The organism is Enterovibrio qingdaonensis (assembly GCF_028683135.1).
GTDB lineage: Bacteria > Pseudomonadota > Gammaproteobacteria > Enterobacterales > Vibrionaceae > Enterovibrio > Enterovibrio qingdaonensis.
The window spans coordinates 1-22,830 of the sequence record NZ_JAJUBB010000032.1; the positions used below are offsets into that span (position 1 = coordinate 1).

Here is a 22,830-nt window from a genome sequence, read left to right on the forward strand (position 1 = left end):
CTGCCTTTACAGTGCGTTTTTTTATGTCCGTCGAACTTTAATAAAGCAAAAACTTTACTTATCATGCATCGCGCCTATTATGTAAACAATTAGCTTTACTTAGTTATCAGCGAGGACATCATCATGAGCAGCTACGTCGAACACGCCAACATTACGGTGAACAACCTTCACAGCACAATTCACTTTCTGCAATCTGCGATGCCAGACTTCAGAGTCCGTGGAGAAGGTCGTAATCAGCACTACGGCTGGTGTCACCTCGGGACAGAGACGTCATACATTGCCTTGCAGGAAGTTGTCATTGATAAGCCTGTTGAGCGCATTCCCTACCGTCAATTGGGAACCAATCACATCGGTTTTGTGGTCGACGATGTGACTGCTGTATCAATGAGGTTGAAGGCAAAAGGCTTTACACAAGTAGAGTTCAACGAATCTCATCCAAGCCGTAAACGCGCCTATTTTTTGGATGACGATGGAATTGAATGGGAGTTCATTGAATACCTGACGGATTCACTGGTAAAACGTAACGATTACCTTTTGTAACGCCACCATGGTTAAGGAAGAACCAGTATGAAAAAAATCGCCATTGTTTATTATTCAAAAAACGGCACCACTGACGCGTTAGCAAAAGCTGTGGCTCACGGCGCGGAATCAAAAGGTGCCAAGGTTTATTCCCATCGAATATTAGGCCCAGAAATTGTCGAAGGCCGCTTTCGAAACGATGAGCTATTTGAAAAGCTTCTCGATATGGATGCCATTATCTTTGGTGCCCCAACTTACATGGGCGGACCGGCAGCACAGTTTAAAGCCTTCGCGGATTCCACGAGCAATGCATGGTCCGAGCAACAATGGAAAAACAAGCTGGCGGCGGGATTTACTATTGGTAGTAGCCCTTGTGGCGAACTCCAAAGTACCATCGAATATATGTTCATTCTGGCAAGCCAACACAGCATGCTTTGGGCGGGTATCGATGCGCCTGTAGGCACAGACCGAACCACATTCAACCGTCTTAATGCCTCTATGGGTGTTGTCGCATTGGATGATCAAGAAAGCGGCATTAGCCCAATTGATGCAAGCACAGCGACGCGTCTTGGCGAACGAATTGCAACCTTGCAGGCATAAAAAAGGCACCTTTCGGTGCCTTTACAATATCGTTCGCGAATTACGCTAGCGTGATGCGAGCAAATTTGCGCTTACCAACTTGATAAACTGCGGTACCCGCAGCAGGAATCAGCTTGGTGTCTTCCAGTTTTTCACCGTCAATTTTCACTGCGCCTTGACGAATCATGCGAAGTGCATCTGACGTTGAACCTACCAGACTTGCGTCTTTCAGCAGGTTTGCAATTGCCACGCCTTGCTCAAATGAGAACTCAGGCATTTCTTCTGGCATTGCGCCTTTCTGGAAGCGGTTGATGAACTCTGCTTCCGCTGCGTCTGCATCCGCCTCGGAATGGAAGCGCGCAATGATTTCTTTAGCCAGCAAGATCTTCACGTCACGAGGGTTACGGCCGTTCGCGATCTCTTCTTTAAAGCCAGCAATTTCTTCCAGTGGACGGAAAGAAAGCAGTTCGAAGTAGTTCCACATCAGATCGTCAGAAATAGACATGATCTTACCGAACATCTCGTTTGGCACATCGCTGATACCAATGTAGTTATGGGCAGACTTTGACATTTTCTTAACGCCGTCCAGACCCACCAACAGTGGCATAGTGATAACTACTTGCTGTGATTGACCGTTTTGCTTTTGAAGCTCACGTCCCATCAGCAGGTTAAACTTCTGATCCGTACCACCCAGCTCAACGTCTGCTTTCAGGGCAACTGAGTCGTAACCTTGCAGCAGTGGGTAGATGAACTCATGAATCGCGATAGGCTGGTTATTGCTGTAACGCTTTTTAAAGTCATCACGCTCAAGCATGCGCGCAACGGTTGAGCTTGCCGCTAGGCGAATCATACCGTCTGTGCCCAGCTCGCTCAGCCACGTTGAGTTAAACTCAATGCGTGTTTTTGCTGGATCCAGAATCTTAAAGATCTGCTCTTTATACGTTTCTGCGTTGTTCAGAACTTGCTCGCGCGTCAACGGTGGACGCGTCGTGTTCTTGCCGCTTGGGTCACCAACCATTGCGGTATAGTCACCGATCAGGAAGATAACTTCATGGCCCAGCTCCTGGAATGCACGCAGTTTATTCATGATCACTGTATGACCTAAATGAATGTCTGGTGCCGTTGGATCCGCGCCCAACTTGATACGAAGAGGACGGTTCTCTTTCAGCTTTTTAATGAGTTCCTCTTCAGGAATCAATTCCTCAACACCACGCTTAATTTCAGCTAGCGCGGCTTCAATGCTCGCCATACTTTATCGCTCCCACAGAATCGGCAAATTTTCGTAAAGCGACATACTACTTGAATAGCGAGGATTTTTGAAACCAGTTAAACTTATGCCTAGCGAAAAGGAATTCACTGGCTGACATTTTTTTAGAAGATGTTGGCGAAAAGCGAGTGCATTCCAGACATTTTCTATTCCTTAGTGATTGTTTCTTAATGCCTGCACAAAAATTAAAAGCGATACCACAGCTACACCGCATTCTTATTACTGCTATTAGCGCAATACTCGTTGTGCTGATCTTGTTGCCCTCCGAAACGCCAGCACAGCATCCTGACGCGAGGTATCAGGTTGGCAAGCAGTACAATGTCCCTCTTGAAATGAGTGCCCTACTGCCGCCTGAAGATGAAATGCCGTTGCTCAGTACCCCTCTGACGCTAGAGTGGCAAAAATTTGTGGTGCAATCAGGTGAAAGTTTGGCGGTCATTTTTGATCGTGTCGGCATCAGCCCTACTACCTTGTATCGCTTTATCAACAGTGACAAAGGGACAAAGTCTCTCACTGCGCTCAATGTGGGCGACGAAATTCATATCGGCTTCGATGAAAACGGCCTGTTTACACAACTCATTCAACCGAAAAGTGCCAACGAAAAGCTCATCGTTAACCGCATTGGCGATGACTTCGTTTCTCATGTCGAATCCAAGCAAATCGACACCCAAGTGAATTTCGCTTCGGCCACTATTAATTCCAGCTTTTGGAATGCAGGGGTGAGTGCCGGACTCAACGCCAACCAAATTATGGAGCTGGCAGGTATTTTCGGTTGGGACATCGACTTTGCGCTGGATATTCGTCAGGGCGACAAATTCTCCGTCCTGTTTGAAGAGCAACTGGTTGAAGGGGAACTGATTGGCCGCGGAAACATTCTGGCTGCAACCTTCACCAACCAAGGCGAAACCTTCACGGCTATCCGTGCCAAGTCAGGTAAATACTATGACGAAAACGGCCGAGCGATGAAAAAAGCCTTCTTACGATCGCCAGTTAACTTCCGTTACGTCAGCTCCAACTTCAATCCTCGCCGTCTGCACCCTGTAACAGGACAAAGAAAAGCACACCGCGGCACCGACTATGTTGCGCCTGTCGGTACCCCGATCTGGGCTGCGGGTGATGGCGTGGTCATGAAGTCTGCGTACAACAAGTTCAATGGTAACTATGTCTTCATCCGACACAGTTCTATCTATATCACCAAGTACCTGCACCTGACCAAACGCAAAGTGAAGACAGGTCAGCGTGTGAAGCAAGGCCAGACCATCGGTACACTCGGCGGAACTGGTCGCGTTACCGGTCCGCACTTGCACTACGAATTCTTGGTCAATGGCGTTCATAAAAACCCAAGAACCGTAAGCCTGCCTCAAGCGACATCGCTGTCAGGCAAAGAGAAAACTGAATTCCTAACAATGGCCAAAGACAGAATGTCTCAGCTCAACAAATTTAGTCAGTTACTCGCCTCAATCGGTACCATTGAACGGGTTTCGTCATAAACAAAAAAGCAGCGCAAATGCGCTGCTTTTTTATCTTTGCCATTTTACGTATTGATTACGCTTCCGCTCCAACCTGTCGGTAAGTGGCTTTAGGAGCCGGTTCCTTTTCGTCGTCTGATAGCAATGCTTCAATGTCTCGAACACTCTTGTTGGCTTTGGGTTCCCTCGCCAACATGAGTAGACAAGGCGTCAATACGAGGGTGAGGACCGTTGAGAATGCCAACCCCCCAGCCACAGCTGTCGCTAACTGTGACCACCACTGAGTACTCGGTGCACCAAACTCCACACCTCGGTTAACCAAATCTACGTTCATCTCCAGTACCATGGGTAGCAAGCCCAAAATCGTGGTCACTGTCGTGAGCAGAACCGGTCTCAAGCGCTGAGCACCTGTGCGCAAAATGGCTTCTGCCTTAGCTAGGCCCCTACGCCGCAGCACATTGTAAGTATCAATAAGCACGATATTATTGTTTACCACAATACCTGCCAAGGTGATCACCCCAACACCGGACATGATGACGCCAAACGGCCGCTGGAAAATCAGTAACCCCAAGAACACGCCGACGGTAGAAAACAACACGGCACTGAGTATTAAGAAAGCTTGGTAGAAGCTATTGAATTGGGTGATGAGAATCAAAGCCATTGCCCCTAGTGCCGCTAAGAATGCAGTCATTAGGAAGGCCTGACTCTCATTTTGCTCTTCGTTCTGACCACGTATACGGATCTCGACACTTTCCGGCAAGTTCAGTGCATCCAGCTTTTCTTTCAAGCCAGGCAGAGCAAGGCTTAAGTTTTCGCCTTCTGCCATGTCCGCCATCACTTTCACCACGCGCTGTCCATCAACACGATCGATATTGCCTTGTTTCACATCTGGCTTGATTTGGGCAAAGTTTGTAATTGGCACTAACCCAAAAGGTGTATTTACCCTCAGTTCATCAAAACGTCCGATATCTCGCTTATTCTCTGGATAACGGACAAGAATATCGACCTCTTCATCGGCATCATCCGGAAGGTAATCACCGATTTTGAGGCCATTTGTTACAAACTGAACAGTATTGCCGACAATCGTCGCATCCGCCCCAAAGCGGGCAGCATCCGCTCTATTGATGTCGATAGTCCAATCTATACCCGGTTTTGTCAGTGTGTCACTAAAGTTGGTAAACGCTGCGTCCTCCTCAAGCAGTTGACGAACACGATTCGCAGTTGGCTCCAACCACGCTGTATCCGCTGCGATCACCTCGATAGACAAGTCATGCTCACTTGGAGGCCCGGCATCCGGTTTTTTAAACTCCAACTCGATACCAGAAAGATCCGAGGTTTTATCTCGAAGCTCCTGAATGATGACATTCACTTTTCGCCGCTCTTGCCAAGCAACCGGTTTCATCTGGATCACGCCGATCTCGTCATCCCCACCCGTTTTCGTATAGACGCTTTCTATTTCTTCCAAGCCCAATACGCGTTGCTCAACCTCTTTCATCAACGCATCTTGCTCATGAATGGATAGGTCACCGTATGAACGCACCTTAATATTAAAAAACGCCGGATCAACATCTGGGAAAAACTCTGTACCTAAGCCCGATTTGTTATAGGCATAACCAACACTAAACGCGACGAGAAGTGCTGCCAGAAGGATCTTGATTGGATGATTTATCGCAATGGACAACGTTTTTATATAAGCAAGGGTAATCCCTGTGGCCTGTTCAAACTCGCCGCGTTCCAAGGCCTGCATTCTTGCTTTTTGCTTTTCCGATAAAGGCAAAGGTTTTCCTAGCAAACTGCCTAGAACAGGAACAAAAAGCAGTGCCATTATCAAAGACGCAGAAAGCGTCGCAATCAGGGTCAACGGCATGTATCCCATAAACTCACCAGTGATCCCTGGCCAGAAAAGGAGAGGCGCAAATGCAGCCAATGTCGTTGCTGTTGATGCAATAATCGGCCATGCCATACGGTGAGCCGCTTCTTGGTAGGCTTTCTTTCTGTCCACGCCTTCGCGCATGCGGCGATCCGCATATTCGGTAACAACGATCGCGCCATCAACCAGCAGGCCCACCGCCATGATCAGCGAGAAAAGCACAACAATATTAATGGTCAGTCCCGAAAGGCCGAGCACAACCAGGCCTGTCAAAAAGGAACCGGGTATGGATATTCCCACCAGCAATGCGGTACGGGCACCCAAAATTGCAATAATGACAATCACAACTAAAAGCACAGCCGACAAAATATTGTTTTGAAGGTCCGTCAACATGGTGCGTACGTCGTCAGAGCCGTCCCAGGTATATTTCACCTGAAGTGCGCCTGGCCATTGAGATGATTTCTGAGCTTCGTTCAGAACAGCTTTAACTATCTCAACCGTCTCGATGATGTTTTCACCAGCACGCTTTTTCACATCGAGCACGACGGCAGTTTTTCCGTCTAACCGTGCGAAGCTTTCTGGGTCTTTAAACGCGCGACGAACCGTTGCTACATCCCCGACGGTAACCACCTGAATACCATCTGTCTTGATCGGAAGATCCAGCACATCTGTCACTGACTCGAACACTGACGGTACTTTGACTGAGAAGCGCCCATAACCTGTATCCACGTATCCTGCCGCAACAACACGATTGTTCCGCGATACCAAGTTAAAGATGTCCTCCTGATCCAAGCCATAGCTTTCAAGCAACAAAGGTTCGACAATGATCTCCACCACATCATCTCTGTCACCCGCAATTTCAACTTCCAGAATCTGCTTGAAGCCCTCCAGTTTTTCCTGAAGTTTACGTGCGATGTTCACAATGGCACGCTCAGAAACATCGCCATAGAGTGCAACGGACAATACGGGTTGTTGATTGGCTAGCGTGATTTCATTGACGGTGGGTTCATCACTGTCGTCAGGAAGACGAGGTTTCACAAGGTCAACGGCTTCACGGACATCCGCCATGGCTTGATCAAGATCGACACCAACATTGAACTCCAACGTCACAGAAGCGTGTCCTTCTGACGCAACCGCCGTCATCTCCTTGATGCCTTCAATCGAGCGAAGCTCTTGTTCGATCGGGCGAACCAATAGCCTTTCGGCATCTTCAGGCGAGATCCCTTCATGGCCAACAGACACATATATGATTGGGATCGTAATATCTGGGTCTGACTCTTTTGGGATAGTTTGGTAGGTATAGAACCCTGCAACGATGAGAAAAATGAGCAGAGTAACCATCGTCCGGGTGCGCGCTAATGAGGCATCGATTAGGTTAGTCACCGTTGCTCTCCTTACTGCGCCTGAGATTCACGAATGGCAATAACGTTGTCACCATCACGCACAAACCCCTGCCCTTTTGTTATGACCACTACCTGCTCGCCTAAGCCCGATAGCCACACGCCATCCTGCTCAGCTTTAATGACAGTTGCAGGCACAAAGGCGACTTTATCCCCCGTCAAGGTTTTCACCCCAAGGTTGCCTTTTTCATCCAACGCCAACATAGATGGATTTAGCTTAACTGCCCTTTTCTGCTCCAACGTCAAATCGACTTCAGCGCTAATACCTGCAGGAAGTGCCTGCGCTGGGTTTGCAATTTCGAGTTCAATCGAAAAAGTGTTGGTTGTTGGAGATGCAATGCTAGATTGATAACGAAGTTTTCCGTCTTTTTCTGTCCCATCAACCAAAATGATTCGGGCAGGGTAAACAGGATTAACATGACTGATGTGCTTTTCACTGACATCGGCTTTCACAATAAGTGGATTCAGGTCGACGATAGTGGCAATAGGATCACCAATGCCCAAATAGTCGCCCACTTCCACCATCAGACTATCAACGATACCGTCAAAGGGAGCGCGCACTTCCGTGTTGGACAACGCCAAATCCAAATTTTCTAACGTGGCTTTTGCGTCAACGAGATTAGCTTCAGCGAGTGAATAAGCCACCTCCCCCTGCAATCCTTTCTTCTTGAGAGACTTTGCGGCGTTAAATTCTTTTTGGCGCACAATTAATAACGACTTTGCACGTGCCAATTGGGCTTCGCGGTCGGCTTTGTCAATATTGACCAACAGGTCGCCCTTTTTCACAAACGTGCCTTTTTTGACACGCACAGAGACAATTCGACCATCGGCTTCAGCAGAAATGGTGGCATCTCGGTCAGGGGCCGTTCGTCCGTAAAGTGAAATAGAACGCGTGACAGGTTCAGCAAAGAAGGTTTCAACCGAGACACGGCTAAGGGGAGCTGCGGGCTTTTCTTCTTGGAGGCTATCTTCGGCTTCGCCGCTGTGTCCACTGCCTATCCAAAAAACAAGCACGAGTAACAACACCAGTGAATAGATCCATGGGCGCTGGGAGAAAAAAGAGACTATTTTGCCTGCATTCGCCATAGTATTCGTCCTAACGAGGTTACTGCAGAAAATTGAAACAGGCTCGATCCATCTGGCCTGTCAGAAAATAAAAAGGCCGCTTACCTAAGCGACCCATTGTTCAATGAGTGTCTAATACTTTACACACTGAAAGACGCACCACAACCACAAGTTGTCGTTGCATTAGGGTTGTTAACGAAGAAACGTGAGCCTTCTAACCCTTCTGTGTAATCAACTTCGCCACCGAGGAGATATTGCAGGCTCATGGGATCCACAACGAGAGTCACACCGCTGTTCTCAATCGTCATGTCACCATCATTAACGTTTTCATCAAAGGTAAAACCGTACTGGAAGCCACTACAACCACCACCGGTAATGTATACGCGCAACTTCAGATTAGGGTTTTCCTCTTCCTGGATCAGCGTCTTAACCTTAATCGCCGCCGCATCAGTAAACTTCAGCGGCAATGGGGCATCACTCATTTCAACCTCACAAACTTCTTCTTATATATTGCCGCATTATCTAATACCTGACTATTTTGTTCAAGTATTGGCCATCTTTGCAAAGTCAATGCAAAGACAAACAGCGGGAAGTCGAAATATACACCAATATCGGCTTGGATGTGATGCTTACCTCATCAACAAACTCGCCTGATAAACGCGCATCCCTTACAATACGCGCCAACATAAAATTAAAATCAGGCCAAGGAAAGAACCATGACCAAATCAGCCGAGTTATTCCAACAAGCCCGCAAAACTATCCCTGGCGGCGTGAACTCTCCTGTTCGCGCATTCGCAGGTGTTGGCGGTGACCCAATTTTCATTGAGCGTGCGGATGGCGCTTACATTTACGATGCTGACGGCAAAGCTTACATTGATTACGTAGGTTCTTGGGGGCCAATGATTCTTGGTCACAACCACCCTGCAATCCGTGATGCCGTCATTGCCGCGGCTCAAAACGGCCTGAGTTTTGGTGCACCAACTGCACGAGAAATCACACTGGCAGAGCTGGTAAGCCAACTGGTTCCCTCAATGGAAATGGTTCGCATGGTGAGCTCAGGCACTGAAGCAACCATGAGTGCAATCCGTCTGGCTCGCGGCTTTACTCGTCGTGACAAGTTCATCAAGTTCGAAGGGTGTTACCACGGCCATGCTGACTGTCTGCTGGTAAAAGCAGGCTCTGGCATGCTGACACTGGGCGAACCCACTTCTCCAGGCGTACCGGCAGATTTCGCAAAACACACCCTGACATGTACGTTCAATGACCTGGACTCAGTACGCGCTGCGTTTGAGCAATTCCCAGAAGACATCTCGTGCATCATCGTTGAGCCCGTTGCGGGCAACATGAACTGTATTCCACCACAAGAAGGCTTCTTGGAAGGCTTGCGCGCACTGTGTGACGAATTCGGGGCACTGTTGATTTTCGATGAAGTGATGACTGGCTTCCGTGTGGCGTTGGGTGGTGCTCAAGCACACTACAACATCAAACCTGACCTAACCACACTGGGTAAAGTTATCGGTGGCGGCATGCCTGTCGGTGCGTTTGGTGGTCGTCGTGACGTAATGGAATACATTGCGCCAACAGGTCCTGTTTACCAGGCGGGCACCCTATCAGGTAACCCAGTTGCCATGGCGGCAGGTGAAGCAGCACTGAACGCGCTGCGTAAAGAAGGCAATGAAGCGCACCTTGCAGACATGACTAAACGTTTGGCTGATGGCTTCAAAGCGGCCGCAGAGAAAAATGGCGTTGCGTTGACCACGAACCAAGTGGGTGGCATGTTCGGCTTCTTCTTCACCAACAAAGAAGAAATCACCTGCTTTGCAGATGTACAACAGTGTGACATCGACGCATTCAAACGCTTCTTCCATCTAATGCTTGAAGAAGGTGTTTATCTTGCGCCTTCTGCATTCGAAGCGAGCTTCACTTCTCTTGCTCATGGCGAAAAAGAGCTAGAAGCGACTCTGGCCGCAGCGGATCGCGCCTTTGCCAAACTGGCTGGCAATTAATCGTCGGATACGAAACGAACAAGCGGAGCTCTCATGCTCCGCTTTTTTATTGCTTTCAACCCCACTACTGCCAGTTGATCACGACCAGTAAAGCAAGCACACCAATGATGAAAAGTGGCAGGTTAAATTTGCGCTTTTTCTTAGACTGACATTGTCCGTCGCAACACGACACAATATTTACCCTTTTTCCATTAAAAGTCACAACGTATCATACGCCTCAAACTACACTGTTCTCCAGATCTCTCTGGCGACAAAATAAGGAGCCTATGAATGGCATCATCGTTTAAGGTTGAACCGAGGCACTGGACGCTTATTGGTGCATTAGCACTCGCGGCATACGCCTGTTATGCACTTATTGCCCCCTATATGGGTTCAATCGTTCTTGCATTCATTGTGTCGCTACTCTTTTTCCCCGTGCACGATCGCATTGAGCATAGACTTAAATCTCACCCAAATATCGCTGCTGCGCTTTCATGCACGCTCTTGACCGTCATTATTATTATCCCAATGATATTTGTGGCCATTGCCATTTTGCGTCAAGGCATTACTTTCTTTACCGGAGCTTACGAATGGTTGAGCGCGGGTGGCGCAAAAGAAATCATCTCGATGCCAATCGTACAGTCGACACTTCATTCGCTCGACAAATGGCTGCCGTTTGACTCTATCAAGCCGCAAGAGATCATCTCCCGAGCTGCATCAACCGTGTCATCGCTCAGTTCTGAAATGATTGGTATGAGCTCAAAAATTCTCGGTGATGTAACGGGCGGTTTGATTAACTTTCTTCTCATGCTGTTCGTTCTCTTCTTCTTGCTGCGTGACCACGACAAAATCATTCAAACACTTCGACATGTCAGCCCGCTTTCTCGCACACAAGAAGACATGATCCTTGATGAAGTCGAAAAAGTGGCAAAATCAGCAGTGATGGGGTCGTTTCTGACCGCTCTCGCGCAAGGTTTAGTCGGTGGTTTTGCCATGTGGGTCGCTGGATTTGCAGGCCTTTTCTGGGGCACCATGATGGCTTTCGCTTCCTTCATTCCAGTCGTCGGCACCGCACTAATTTGGGTACCCGCGGCGGGTTACCTGTTACTGGTTGGCGAATGGCAATGGGCAATGTTCCTTGCTGGCTGGGGCGTACTGGTCGTTGGTTCCGTCGATAACATTCTCAGACCGCTGCTCATGCAGGGTAACTCTGGCATGAACACCTTACTGATTTTCTTTTCGTTAATCGGCGGACTTCAGGTCTATGGTCTGATGGGCTTAATCTATGGCCCAATCATCTTTTCGCTGACCTTGGTTCTGTTTCGTATGTATGAGACAGAATTTCATAACTTCCTAGAGAAGCAGGACAACACCTGACAATCTTGCTGCGCGGGTTATTTCCACATTGCACGCTTTGTGGGAGAATCCGCGCTCTATTTTGATACCCAGAGGCATCCATGTCTTACAGCACCCCAAGTCAAGTTGTTGAACGTCAACTCGAGTACTTCGAAGGAAAGCATGTCCTGTTAGCCGGCGAGCTTGAAGATACGTTCGCAACGGAACTTCTGAGCACGGCAGCAAGCGTTAGCATATTTACCACCAACCTTGCCTATGCCAATCAGATGAAGCGTTTTGACACTCTTAACGTTCAGTTTGGCGCGAACTACCAAAAACAGCCTAACGTAGACATGGTGTTGCTGTACTGGCCAAAAGCTAAAGCCGAAGCCGACTTCTTACTGTCGATGCTAATGGCTGCACTCGGTAAAGAGACCGAAATTGTCGTGGTGGGTGAAAATCGCAGTGGCGTGAAAAGCATTGAGAAGATGTTTGCACCTTACGGTCGTGTTACCAAGTTTGATTCCGCACGCCGTTGTAGTTTCTATTGGGGACAGTGCATTAATGAACCACAGCCTTTTAACCTTGAAGACTGGTACAAAAGCTATCCGCTAGACATCAACGGACAAACTTTGACAGTCCGTTCCTTGCCAGGCGTTTTCAGTCACGGCGAACTGGATTTAGGCAGTCGACTACTTTTAGACACGCTGCCAGCATTAAAAGGTTCAGTACTCGACTTTGGGTGTGGCGCAGGCGTCATTGGATCTGCGATTAAAATGCTTAACCCTAATGCCCAGCTCACCATGGTTGACATTAGTGCTCTGGCCGTTGAATCCGCCAAAGAAACGCTGCGTTTTAACAATCTTGACGGAGTCGTTTTGGCATCAGATGTCTACAGCAACATCGACGGACGTTTTGACAATATAATTAGTAACCCACCGTTCCATGCAGGGTTAAAAACACACTACGCAGCGACTGAAACATTCTTAGAACAAGCACCAAAGCACCTGTCTAAAACAGGCCAACTGATGATTGTAGCCAACAGCTTTCTACGCTACCCACCTTTCATTGAAGCCGCCTTTGGCCATTGCGATACGCCTGCAAAGAACACCAAATTTGCGATTTATCACGCAATCAATGCCTAATATTTCGTTGAGCCGCATCGCGGCTCAACGTTAAAAACGTTAATTTTGCGCCCCAGCACGTACTTCATTGACAACTTACTTGCCAACAAAAATTAAGTCCGTATAAGAGCCCGATAAGGATTATTTCATCTGCGCTTGCTTTCATAGCCGTTAAAACCGACAAATTCGGCTGAACTCCCGCGCTAATTGATTTTTACTTGTCAGGCAGAGACATGCAAAAGAAACAACGTTTTAAGCGATTGCAGCATACGCTAATGCTCGCTTTCTTGGCGTTAAGTATCACGCCACTCACTTTGCTCGCGATTTTCTTCCTCGAATCTCACAGCAGCGACCTTGAAACGCAGAGCACCACGCACTTGGCGTTCCTCCGTGATAACAAACACGAGCAAATCAACAGCTACTTTGATGCTAAGCAATCAGAAGTAAAGTCGTTTTCTCGCTCAGAGCTTGCGACCGTTACAGGTGGTCGATTCTATGGGCTTGTTGCATCATTCCATTTATTGGGTGATACGCGTGAAGAAGCAAGTCAAGTAGCCCGCCAAGAATATGGTAATGACGCCGGAAAATTGAATGCAGAAGCAAACGCGGTTAACGAGAGCAATTACGTTGGGAGTGAACGTTATCGACTCCTACACAAACGCTATGATTGGGCATTTAAAGAGCACCTAAAACGCTCAGACTTTACCGATATCCTTCTTGTAGATATTGACGGAAATGTCGTTTACTCCGCCCTCAAAGAAAACAACTTCGGTGCTAATTTACTTGAACCTCAGTGGGAAACTACCGCTGCCGGTATAACATTTGCCGACATCCAAGCACTGACCACTGCTTCTTCTAATGATTCAGATTCAACACCCATTGCGTTTACTGACTTTACTCAGTTCAGCGATGGCAAACTCTATGCGTGGTTTGCCGCCCCAATAAAGCAGCAAGGATACTTGCATAGCTATGTGCTGTTTAAACTCCCCAACACCGCACTGGCGAACATGCTGAATGACACGCCGCGAGAAAAAGGCTTTATCAGCTCCTTATTGGTCGGTTCTGATCTGATACCAAGAAATGCGCAAGACACTCGCCCACTCACCGCAATAACGACCTCTGCAGTTGATGATGCATTATCAGGGTTGACGGAAGTAGGTAGTTTCCTCGGTTCTGATGGAGAGCGTGTTCTAGGGGCGTACTCCCCAGTTTCCGTCTACGGCAATAAATGGGCACTGATTCTCGAACTTCCAGAAGAAGAAGCTTTTGCGCGCATCTATCAGCTTGAGAAAATTTTCATTGTGGTCATGGTGATCGCCATATTGTTGGTGGTATTTGCATCACACCTGCTTTCAAACTCAATCACTGCGCCTTTACTACGTTTAACATGGGCTGCTGAGCAAGTATCTGCTGGCGATTTGGATCAAAAGATAAGCAGCACAGATCGAGAAGATGAAATAGGAAGGCTCGCGATCAGCTTCGCAAGGATGCAGCGCTCAGTGCGTGAGAAGCTGGCGTTGATTCGAGAGCAGAACAAAGAGCTAGAACTCAACATTCAGACTATCAAGCAAAAAAATGAGGAGTTGCAGCAAGCCGACCGAATGAAAGATGACTTTCTTGCGACCACTTCCCATGAATTACGCACACCTCTTCATGGCATGATAGGTATCGCAGAGTCGATTCTTGCCGGTGTTGAAGGGCCTCTACCTGAAAGGCAAAAGCTTCAACTCCAGATGTTGATAAACAGTGGTGACCGCTTATCGACGCTCGTTGATGACCTACTCGACTACCACAAGATGCGCTATGGTGACCTAGATATATCACCACAGGCCGTCGACACGGCAACAGCTGCTCGTTTAGTTATCGAGCTTTCTAGCCACTTACTCGGTGGAAAACCTGTACGCATTATCAACCAATTACCTATTGATTTACCGCTAGTACGTGCAGACGAACAACGTCTTGAGCAGGTGCTTTACAACCTGATCGGAAACGCAATCAAATATACCGATGAAGGCAAAATCATCATTTCTGCTACGGTATTGGATGGTCAAATTCGCATTCAGGTTGTTGATACAGGGCAAGGGATACCCTCTGATCAGTTGGAATATATCTTTGAACCGTTGACGCAAGCGTCAGGCGGCTCCAGTGCCTATCGACAAGGGGCCGGCCTTGGTCTCTCAATCAGCCGTCAACTCATTGATATTATGGGTGGTCAGCTTTATGTCAGCAGTCAACCAATGGTTGGAACCACCTTCAGTTTCACGCTGCCTATTGCCACCGAAGAAGATAAGGCGAAAACACGGCTATCTAAAAACGTCCATTTTTCCGCACCTAAAATAGATGTTGAGCCCTATGAAATCGCGCAGCTTCCTGAAAATCCAAATGGGCCTTTGATTTTGGTTGTTGATGACGAACCCGTTAACCTTCAGGTGCTTAACAACTTCCTAAGACTTGAAGGATACCGCGTTAAAACGGTTGAAAATGGTCGCCAAGCAATCGAATCTGTCACCATGGAACAACCCGCGCTTATGCTACTGGATGTGATGATGCCAGAACTTAGCGGCTACGAAGTCTGCGCCCATTTGCGCGAGCGTTATTCACGAAGCCAGCTGCCCATCATCATGCTCTCAGCTCTTGGACAGGTACAGGATAAGGTAAAAGGATTTGATGCAGGTGCAAACGACTATCTTACAAAACCCTTCAACAAAGACGAACTGAGCGCGCGAATCCGTGCCTATATTAACGCCTCTTTGACGGAACAAGAACGTGAGAAAAATCGTCTACTGCATGACGAAATTCACGCACGTGAGCAAGTAGAAGCAGGACTTCGTGAGGTTCAAAGTAGATTGTTCGAAATGCTCGACCCCGCGTCTGAGGCTATCCTTTGTGTTCAAGCCAACGGAAAAATAAGTTATGCCAATGACGCGTGTCATTCCATTTTCCACTTAAGCGCGGAGCAGTTAGAGCGTCACCTGTTAGAAGACTTTCTCGCCATGGCACTGCCAGAGGCAAACAGAGGACACTACAGCGGCCAAATCAAGTTCAAAATTGACGGAGAACTGATCGATATCAGTTCAGACGTCATCGCATTGCCGGAAGCATCAGGCCTACACATGATGCTCATCATGAGCACGGGAGGAGGCAAGGCGTCATCCCACCGAGTTGAGCTTTTGGAAAAAGCCGTTGATGCCCTATCAGACTATGCCTTTGATGGCACACTAGAAAAGCTGCAACACTTAAGAGAGCTGGGCGGCGAATTTACCCGCATGGCAGACAAATTCTCTGGTAGTCAGCCAGATAAAGCCGATGTCATTCGGGATACTCTGGTAAAAGTCATGCTTGGAACCCTTAGCTACTGGAGTGACTCTACCGGCAAATCTAAATTTGACCTGGCAGAAGAAAGCGGTCTTTGGCGCGTTTATCTAGACAGGAGCACTTTGCAAACTCGAACCTTAGATAAGTACTTGCATGCAGAAACGGTTCCTAAGTCACCAAGGTGGCGGACTGTGCTTAATACTATCGACTTTGTGTTAGAGCGTTGCACAGACCACAATCAACAACGAAGTGAAGTTGAGTTTTTAAAAGATAAACTTCAAGGTCTAATAACCCGATAACCCCACCTCTACTCAATCAAAAGGCCTCTCATCGTAGAGGCTTTTTTGTCTCTCACAAGCCTGCATGACACAGGCATTCAATCGTCTTGCACTCCTCCCAGACATTGTTATCTGCTCACAGTGGCGAGAATGTAACGCTTAAGAACTGTGATGTTCAGTCCAACAACCACATGCGACATTCAACGTTGATTCGGTAGATTCACCACCAAAACCACTTAATTTTCGCCGCAAACACCGCGTTTTTCATCACGGGAAATCAACGAATTTGAACACGCTTTAGCGCGGAAAAAACGGGCATTTTTCAGTCATCAAAGCGTTTTGAATCGATAAGTTTCCGTTTATGAGAAGAGACTCACAACAATACAACATGCGATATTTTCAGCAAAAAATTAACGCCAAACGAGTTAGTAGATCCTGATCACCAATTTGCAATCACACAGAAAAAACACCGAACACCAGTAAACATAGTGATAGTGCTTACTTACATTTCATTTTAAAAAAGTACTTTGTCAGCGGTAATTTGACCCCGGTCAACAAGTGCTAAACGTCGTCAAAAACGTCATTTTTAACGGTTTTGACGCCTTCCTTTTTGTTTTTAACGTTTTTAACGGGCGAGGCAATTGACCCAAAAGCGGAACCGGAGTTTCCTAAGCATGCACTGAGCCTGCACGGCCATGTGAATAGCCAAGTTCACTTGTCTGGTTATTCATAGCGGGTTCCGGCCTGACCAGTTTCTTTTTAAGGGTCAGATTCAAGTGAAACAAAGCAACTAGTAAGGAACAGCTATGCTTGCCAATTTAAAGAAAACAAAAATTGCAGTAGCCGTCGTTGCGGCCGCAGCGTCTGCTCTAGCAGCTCCGGTTGTTAGCGCTGCAGATAAAGTAGAACTAACTATCGTACCTGACTTCTACCCACAACTTGTACGTAACTTCAACCCGTTCTTGGAAACTACGTTGAAAACTACAATGGACTTCGTTTACGAGCCATTGGTTGTATTCAACCAGTTAGACGGTAACAAGCCTGTTATGCGCTTGGCGAAAGATTACACTGTTTCAGATGACCTGAAAAAAGTGACTTTCGACATCCGTGACGGTGTGAAATGGTCTGACGGTAAAGCACTTACTGCAAAAGACGTTGCGTTCAGCTTCAACTTGATTCGCGAAAACTCTGCGCTTGATTTGGCGGGTAACGCGGCTCTGATCAAAGACGTTAAAGTGAAAGGCAACTCTGTTGAGATTTCACTGAATGAAGCGAATGCGTCAGCTGCCTTTGAACTGGTAGCGACTCCAATCGTTCCTCAGCACGTCTGGAGCAAAATCGATCAACCAGAAGCGTTCCAGAACCAAAACCCTGTTGGTTCAGGTCCTTTCACTGAAATCGATACCTTTACTAGCAACCTGTACGTTCAGTGTGAAAACCCGAACTACTGGGATGCGGCAAACCTAGACATCGACTGTCTGCGTATGCCACTGATCGTAAACAACGACGGTCTGCTGTCTAAGATTGTTGCATCAGAGCTGGATTGGACTTCTTCGTTCATTCCTGACATCGACGCTGTTTATGCATCTGTAAACAAAAACCACAAGTACTGGGCAGCACCTGTAGGTTCTGCAGTTAACCTGCTGGTTAACTTCGAACACCCAGATGCAGCTAAGAACGAAGCTCTGACTAGCGTTGACTTCCGTCGCGCAATGTCTACTGCTATCGACCGTCAATCAATCATTGACATCGCGTTCTACGGTGCAGGTTCTCCAAACCACTCAGCAGCGGGTATCGCAGCACTGTACCAAAGCTGGTCTAACCCAGAAACGTTCAATGCAGCGAAGAAATTCAACGACTACAACGTTGATTTCTCTAAAGAGCTTCTTGCGAAAGCAGGCTTCAAAGACACCAATGGTGACGGTTTCGTAGAAACTCCATCAGGTAAGAGCTTCGAGCTGGCTATCCAGACTCCATCTGGCTGGACTGACTGGAACAACACTGCACAATTGGCAGCAGAAAACCTGGCTGACGTAGGCATCAAAGCGAAAGCAGTAACTCCTGACTTTGCGGTATACAACGAAGCAATGTCTGGTGGTACGTTCGACGTAGCTCTGACTAACTACTTCACAGGTCCAGATCCACACATGACTTGGGACTCAGGCTTCCACTCACGTTTCATGGGTGAAACCGGTAACCCACGTTTCGCGATGCACCGCTTCAAAAATGCTGAAGTTGATGCACTGTTAGAAGGCTTCTACAGCACTGCTGACCAAGCGAAACAACTGGAATCTGCGCACAAGATTGAGAAGATCCTTTCTGACAATCAAGTAGTTATCCCAGTAATGTCTGCGGCAAACGTATACCAGTTCAACGAATCTCGTTTCACTGGTTGGTGGAGCGAAGACAACGCGAAAGGCCGTCCTTTGATTTGGCAAGGTACTCCTGAGCGTCTGCTACACGTTCTTGACCTGAAGCCTAAGGCTTAATCTCTAAAAAACAGGCGGTGCATCCGCACCGCCTGATTCCACGAATAAGACAATCAGTACTTCTGACCTAAGGCGTTTAATTCTTTGGTCACGGCATCGTCGTGCCATTTAAGGTGTGAGTTATGGGATTTTTTCTTAATAGATTAGTTTTTTATTTTGGTGCGTTGCTAATAGCAATCACGCTGAACTTTATTTTACCTCGCGCAATGCCAGGCGACCCTGTAACCATGATGTTCGCCAACGCGAGTGTTCAGGTTACCCCTGAGCGTATCGCAGCGATGAAAGAACTACTGGGTTTTGTTGATGGCCCAATCTACATTCAGTTCTTTACCTATGTGAAAAGTATCTTCACGTGGGAACTCGGTATCTCTACCGCTTTCTATCCACTTACGGTTAACGAGCTTATCGCTAACTCTCTGGGATGGACCCTTTTCTTGGCAGGTTGCTCTACAGTAATGGCATTCTGCATCGGTTCAGTATTCGGTATCTTTGCTGCATGGAAACGCGGTAGCGCATTTGACTCCATGGTTTCCCCAGGCTTTATGGCACTTCAAGCCATTCCTCCTGTTGTAATCGGCATGCTGATCCTTTTTGTTTTTGGTATCACTCTCAAGTGGTTCCCAACGTCTTACGGTATGCCTGAAGGTGCAATTATCGATTGGACGAGTTGGGACACATATACCGGCATCGCTTATCACGCTGTTCTCCCATTGTTCTGTGCAACGATCGCTCAGATTGGTGGCTTCCTGATCAACATGCGTAACAACATGATCAACCTTCTTAATGAAGACTACATCACCATGGCAAAAGGCAAAGGCCTGTCAGAAAACCGTGTTGTCTTCAACTACGCTGCACGAAACGCACTACTTCCAACCGTTACCGCGCTGTCAATGGCACTGGGTATGGCAATGGGCGGTCAGCTCGTCGTAGAAATGATTTTCCAATATCCAGGTCTCGGCAACGCAATGCTGAACGCGGTTAATGGACGTGACTATCAGGTTCTGCAAGGTCTACTCATCATGATCACCATCGTTATGTTGACCATGAACTTCCTTGCTGACGTGCTGATTGTGGCCCTTGACCCACGCCTGCGTAAAGGAGGCAAATAATCATGAAAGACTTACTCAAAATTATTAAAGGAAACCCAAAAGCACTGACGGGTGTTTCCATTATCTTCTTGTTCATTTTCGTGGCGGTGTTTGCACCTTTCCTTGCAAAACACGACCCACAGAAGCGTTCGGGTGCTCCTCACGAATACCCAGCGTTTGTTGTGAAAATGGCGCAAGCTAGCCCAGACGGTTGGGTAGCAGAGAACTTGGCAGACAACGCACGTCGTCTGCGTATGTCTAAAGACGCTGAGCACGTGCTGGGTACAACTCGCTTAGGCCGTGATATTTGGTCACAAGTGGCTCACGGTGCACGTACTTCTCTGTTCGTTGGCTTTACCGCAGGTATCTTCGTGTGTGTGGTAGCGACGGTCATCGGTATTTCTGCTGGTTACTTCGGCGGACGCATCGACAATATTCTGTCTGGTGCCATGAACGTCATGCTGGTTATGCCTCAGCTTCCAATCGTTATGGTCGTTGCAGCCTTTGTGGGGCAGGCGGGCCCATTAACCATTGCGGTGGTAATAGCCCTAACCTCCTGGGCGTGGGGGGCAAGGGTAATTCGCTCACAAACACTGGCGATTCGCGAAAAAGAATTTATCAAAGCAGCTGAAGTATTGGGTGAATCTAAGTTCCGCATCCTGTTCGTTGAAATTCTACCAAACCTGATCCCGCTGGTTGGCGCAAGCTTCATCGGTTCGGTGATGTACGCCATCTTGACTGAATCCGTACTGTCTTTCATCGGTATGGGTAGCCCAAGTTCGGTTAGCTGGGGTTCCATGCTGTACAACGTGCGCACCTCATCCGCAATGCAGTTGGGTATCTGGTGGGAAGTTCTGGCGCCATGTATCGCATTGAGTCTGCTGTCATTCGCACTGGCACTGTTCAACTTCGCCGTCGATGAAATTGCTAACCCACAATTGCGTGCACAAAAAGGCCTTAAGCGTTGGAAGAAAATGCAGGCTGAAGAAACAAAGTCTCGCGCAAAGACTGAATTTGCTCCACAAGCAGCATTGAGCGGAGAAAAATAATGAGCGATGCACAACTACAAATCCGCAACCTATGTGTTGACTATATTACCGACGCGGGCGATGTCCGCGCGGTAAACAACGTAAGTTTTGATATTGGTAAAGGTGAAGTATTTGGTCTGGCGGGTGAGTCTGGCTGTGGTAAATCTACCGTTGCATTCTCACTGATGCGTCTTCATAAGCCACCAGCATACATCAGTGGCGGAGAAGTGTTCTTCAACGGTGAAGACATCATGAAGTACAGCGACGAGCGCATGAGCCGTTTCCGCTGGAAAGAGATGTCAATGGTGTTCCAGTCAGCGATGAACGCACTGAACCCAGTACTGACAATGGAAGAGCAATTCTGTGACGTAATTATGCGTCACACCAACATGACTCGCGAACAAGCGAAACGCCGCGCAGAAGGTCTGTTGGAAATCGTTGATATTCACCCAAGCCGTCTTAGCGATTACCCGCACCAGTTCTCTGGTGGTATGCGTCAGCGTCTGGTTATTGCGATTGCGTTGGCCCTGAATCCAAAAATGATCATCATGGATGAGCCGACGACTGCACTAGACGTTGTGGTACAGCGCGAGATCCTACAAAAGATCTACGCCCTGAAAGAAGAGTTCGGCTTCTCAATCCTGTTCATTACTCACGATCTCTCTTTGATGGTCGAGTTTACTGACCGTATCGGCATCATGTACGCGGGCCAGCTTATCGAAGTGGCACCGTCAAAAGAGATCCTGAAGAACCCGTATCACCCATACACCGAAGGTCTTGCTAGCTCGTTCCCTCCATTAACGGGACCGAAAACGCACCTATCAGGCATTCCAGGCAACCCATTGAACTTGCTTGAAATCCCGCAGGGCTGTCGTTTCCAAGCGCGTTGTAGCAAAGCACAAGATAACTGTTTCACAGTGGCAAATACCCTAACGCAAGTCGAGCCGACCCGTTTCACCAACTGCCACCGTTTTACTGGCAAGTAATCAGGCGATAGAGACTTGTAGGAGTGAGCATGACTAAAGAATTAGGCCAACCAATTGTTGAAGGGAAAAATCTGGTTAAAGATTTCCCTATCAGCAGCAACACGCTGAATAAGCCAATGATGCGTGCCCTGAATGACGTGTCATTCAAACTGTATAAAAGCCGTGGTTTGTCAGTAGTTGGTGAATCCGGTTCAGGTAAATCAACAACGGCAAAAATGATTGCCAAGATGTATGCCCCTACCTCAGGCAGCATCGAGTACAAAGGCCGTGATATCGCAACTATCACCAAAAAAGATGACCTGATGCACTACCGCGAAGGTGTGCAGATGGTTTGGCAAGACCCGTTTGGCTCATTGAACCCAACGCAAAACATCTTCCACCACATTGCGCGCCCGCTGCATATCCACAAAAAAGCGAGCAGCAACCCGAAAGAGCTGGAAGAGCAAGTGTATGACCTACTGAACCAAGTAGGCCTGACACCGCCAAAAGAAACCGCGCAGAAATACCCTCACCAACTTTCTGGTGGCCAGCGTCAGCGTGTAAACCTTGCACGTAACATTGCAGTGGGTGCGGAAGTTGTTTTGGCCGATGAACCGACTTCAATGCTCGATGTTTCTATCCGTGCAGGTGTTTTGAACCTGATGGAAGAAATGAAGTTCGAGAAAGAAATGGCTCTGCTGTACATCACGCACGATATCGCAACAGCGCGTTATATCGCAGAAGACCTGGCAGTAATGTACGTGGGCCACATGGTTGAGTGGGGTGATTGTGAAGAGATCATTCACCGTCCACAGCATCCATATACGCGTCTATTGGTCTCTGCAGTTCCTGATCCATCGAAGTCTATTCACCAAGAATTGGAAGGTAACAAAGGCGAGATTCCTTTGTGGACACCTGATTCAGTAGGTTGTCCTTTTGCCGGACGCTGCCTGCACGCGACAGAGAAGTGTCGTGAAGCGTTGCCTCCAGTCACTAAGCTGGCAGACAACCACTTTGTTCGCTGCTACCTGTTCGAGTAATCCTCGAGCGCGTT

16 protein-coding genes are annotated in these 22,830 nt (G+C 47.8%); 12 read left to right on the top strand and 4 right to left on the bottom strand.

Features of this window, described 5'->3' with window-relative positions:
• Positions 1-123: 123 nt before the first annotated feature.
• Together LRP49_RS23890 and LRP49_RS23895 are read left to right on the top strand one after the other, a co-directional pair.
• Entirely contained in the window at positions 124-540 is a 417-nt protein-coding gene (locus LRP49_RS23890; protein ID WP_274146009.1) for a VOC family protein, read from the top strand.
• Positions 541-567: 27 nt separating this feature from the next.
• Entirely contained in the window at positions 568-1,119 is a 552-nt protein-coding gene (locus LRP49_RS23895; protein WP_274146011.1) for a flavodoxin family protein, read from the top strand.
• A gap of 40 nt (positions 1,120-1,159) precedes the next feature.
• Here LRP49_RS23895 and tyrS read toward each other — a convergent pair whose 3' ends face one another.
• On the bottom strand, positions 1,160-2,347 hold the full coding sequence (tyrS, locus tag LRP49_RS23900; RefSeq protein ID WP_274146013.1) for a tyrosine--tRNA ligase: 1,188 nt from the start codon (positions 2,345-2,347) through the stop codon (positions 1,160-1,162).
• Between the two features lie 188 nt (positions 2,348-2,535).
• On the opposite strand from tyrS, the gene LRP49_RS23905 reads away from it, so the two are divergent.
• Complete coding sequence (locus LRP49_RS23905) at positions 2,536-3,855, top strand: peptidoglycan DD-metalloendopeptidase family protein (RefSeq protein ID WP_274146015.1); 1,320 nt, start codon at positions 2,536-2,538, stop codon at positions 3,853-3,855.
• A gap of 55 nt (positions 3,856-3,910) precedes the next feature.
• On the opposite strand, the gene LRP49_RS23910 is transcribed toward LRP49_RS23905, so the two are convergent.
• The 3 genes from LRP49_RS23910 to erpA form a co-directional block, all read right to left on the bottom strand.
• Complete coding sequence (locus LRP49_RS23910; protein WP_274146017.1) at positions 3,911-7,087, bottom strand: efflux RND transporter permease subunit; 3,177 nt, start codon at positions 7,085-7,087, stop codon at positions 3,911-3,913.
• Between the two features lie 11 nt (positions 7,088-7,098).
• Complete coding sequence (locus LRP49_RS23915) at positions 7,099-8,190, bottom strand: efflux RND transporter periplasmic adaptor subunit (protein ID WP_274146019.1); 1,092 nt, start codon at positions 8,188-8,190, stop codon at positions 7,099-7,101.
• A gap of 119 nt (positions 8,191-8,309) precedes the next feature.
• The gene (erpA, locus tag LRP49_RS23920) at positions 8,310-8,651 is read right to left on the bottom strand and encodes an iron-sulfur cluster insertion protein ErpA (RefSeq protein ID WP_067420108.1); all 342 of its coding nucleotides are present in this window, start codon (positions 8,649-8,651) and stop codon (positions 8,310-8,312) included.
• A gap of 234 nt (positions 8,652-8,885) precedes the next feature.
• Here erpA and hemL point away from each other — a divergent pair, with 234 nt between their 5' ends.
• The 9 genes from hemL (at position 8,886) to LRP49_RS23965 (ending at position 22,816) form a co-directional block, all read left to right on the top strand.
• Positions 8,886-10,175, top strand: a complete 1,290-nt coding sequence (gene hemL, locus LRP49_RS23925; RefSeq protein ID WP_274146021.1) for a glutamate-1-semialdehyde 2,1-aminomutase — start codon at positions 8,886-8,888, stop codon at positions 10,173-10,175.
• 270 nt (positions 10,176-10,445) lie between these two features.
• On the top strand, positions 10,446-11,531 hold the full coding sequence (locus LRP49_RS23930) for an AI-2E family transporter (RefSeq protein WP_274146023.1): 1,086 nt from the start codon (positions 10,446-10,448) through the stop codon (positions 11,529-11,531).
• Positions 11,532-11,611: 80 nt separating this feature from the next.
• Positions 11,612-12,634, top strand: a complete 1,023-nt coding sequence (gene rsmC / locus LRP49_RS23935) for a 16S rRNA (guanine(1207)-N(2))-methyltransferase RsmC (protein ID WP_274146025.1) — start codon at positions 11,612-11,614, stop codon at positions 12,632-12,634.
• Positions 12,635-12,846: 212 nt separating this feature from the next.
• Positions 12,847-16,227, top strand: coding sequence for a response regulator (locus tag LRP49_RS23940; protein ID WP_274146027.1), 3,381 nt, complete (start codon positions 12,847-12,849; stop codon positions 16,225-16,227).
• A gap of 785 nt (positions 16,228-17,012) precedes the next feature.
• Positions 17,013-18,695: an ABC transporter substrate-binding protein gene (locus LRP49_RS23945; protein ID WP_274146028.1), complete on the top strand. Its 1,683-nt coding sequence runs from the start codon at positions 17,013-17,015 to the stop codon at positions 18,693-18,695.
• Positions 18,696-18,817: 122 nt separating this feature from the next.
• Positions 18,818-19,804 carry an ABC transporter permease gene (locus LRP49_RS23950; RefSeq protein WP_274146030.1) on the top strand — a complete coding sequence of 329 codons (987 nt, stop codon included), beginning with the start codon at positions 18,818-18,820 and terminating at the stop codon, positions 19,802-19,804.
• A gap of 2 nt (positions 19,805-19,806) precedes the next feature.
• Entirely contained in the window at positions 19,807-20,832 is a 1,026-nt protein-coding gene (locus tag LRP49_RS23955; protein WP_274146032.1) for an ABC transporter permease, read from the top strand.
• The gene (locus LRP49_RS23960; protein WP_274146034.1) at positions 20,832-21,797 is read left to right on the top strand and encodes an ABC transporter ATP-binding protein; all 966 of its coding nucleotides are present in this window, start codon (positions 20,832-20,834) and stop codon (positions 21,795-21,797) included. Before LRP49_RS23955 ends, LRP49_RS23960 begins: the two co-directional genes overlap by 1 nt.
• 29 nt (positions 21,798-21,826) lie before the next feature.
• Positions 21,827-22,816: an ABC transporter ATP-binding protein gene (locus tag LRP49_RS23965; RefSeq protein ID WP_274146036.1), complete on the top strand. Its 990-nt coding sequence runs from the start codon at positions 21,827-21,829 to the stop codon at positions 22,814-22,816.
• Positions 22,817-22,830: the final 14 nt, after the last annotated feature.

Excerpts from the sequence above, each read along its gene's own strand:
- LRP49_RS23895 (WP_274146011.1), top strand. The coding sequence starts at position 568 with ATGAAAAAAATCGCCATTGTTTATTATTCAAAAAACGGCACCACTGAC.
- LRP49_RS23905 (WP_274146015.1), top strand. The coding sequence starts at position 2,536 with ATGCCTGCACAAAAATTAAAAGCGATACCACAGCTACACCGCATTCTT.
- erpA (WP_067420108.1), bottom strand. The coding sequence starts at position 8,651 with ATGAGTGATGCCCCATTGCCGCTGAAGTTTACTGATGCGGCGGCGATT.
- LRP49_RS23965 (WP_274146036.1), top strand. The coding sequence starts at position 21,827 with ATGACTAAAGAATTAGGCCAACCAATTGTTGAAGGGAAAAATCTGGTT.
- hemL (WP_274146021.1), top strand. The coding sequence starts at position 8,886 with ATGACCAAATCAGCCGAGTTATTCCAACAAGCCCGCAAAACTATCCCT.
- LRP49_RS23950 (WP_274146030.1), top strand. The coding sequence starts at position 18,818 with ATGGGATTTTTTCTTAATAGATTAGTTTTTTATTTTGGTGCGTTGCTA.
- rsmC (WP_274146025.1), top strand. The coding sequence starts at position 11,612 with ATGTCTTACAGCACCCCAAGTCAAGTTGTTGAACGTCAACTCGAGTAC.
- LRP49_RS23945 (WP_274146028.1), top strand. The coding sequence starts at position 17,013 with ATGCTTGCCAATTTAAAGAAAACAAAAATTGCAGTAGCCGTCGTTGCG.
- LRP49_RS23960 (WP_274146034.1), top strand. The coding sequence starts at position 20,832 with ATGAGCGATGCACAACTACAAATCCGCAACCTATGTGTTGACTATATT.
- tyrS (WP_274146013.1), bottom strand. The coding sequence starts at position 2,347 with ATGGCGAGCATTGAAGCCGCGCTAGCTGAAATTAAGCGTGGTGTTGAG.
- LRP49_RS23890 (WP_274146009.1), top strand. The coding sequence starts at position 124 with ATGAGCAGCTACGTCGAACACGCCAACATTACGGTGAACAACCTTCAC.
- LRP49_RS23940 (WP_274146027.1), top strand. The coding sequence starts at position 12,847 with ATGCAAAAGAAACAACGTTTTAAGCGATTGCAGCATACGCTAATGCTC.
- LRP49_RS23955 (WP_274146032.1), top strand. The coding sequence starts at position 19,807 with ATGAAAGACTTACTCAAAATTATTAAAGGAAACCCAAAAGCACTGACG.
- LRP49_RS23930 (WP_274146023.1), top strand. The coding sequence starts at position 10,446 with ATGGCATCATCGTTTAAGGTTGAACCGAGGCACTGGACGCTTATTGGT.
- LRP49_RS23915 (WP_274146019.1), bottom strand. The coding sequence starts at position 8,190 with ATGGCGAATGCAGGCAAAATAGTCTCTTTTTTCTCCCAGCGCCCATGG.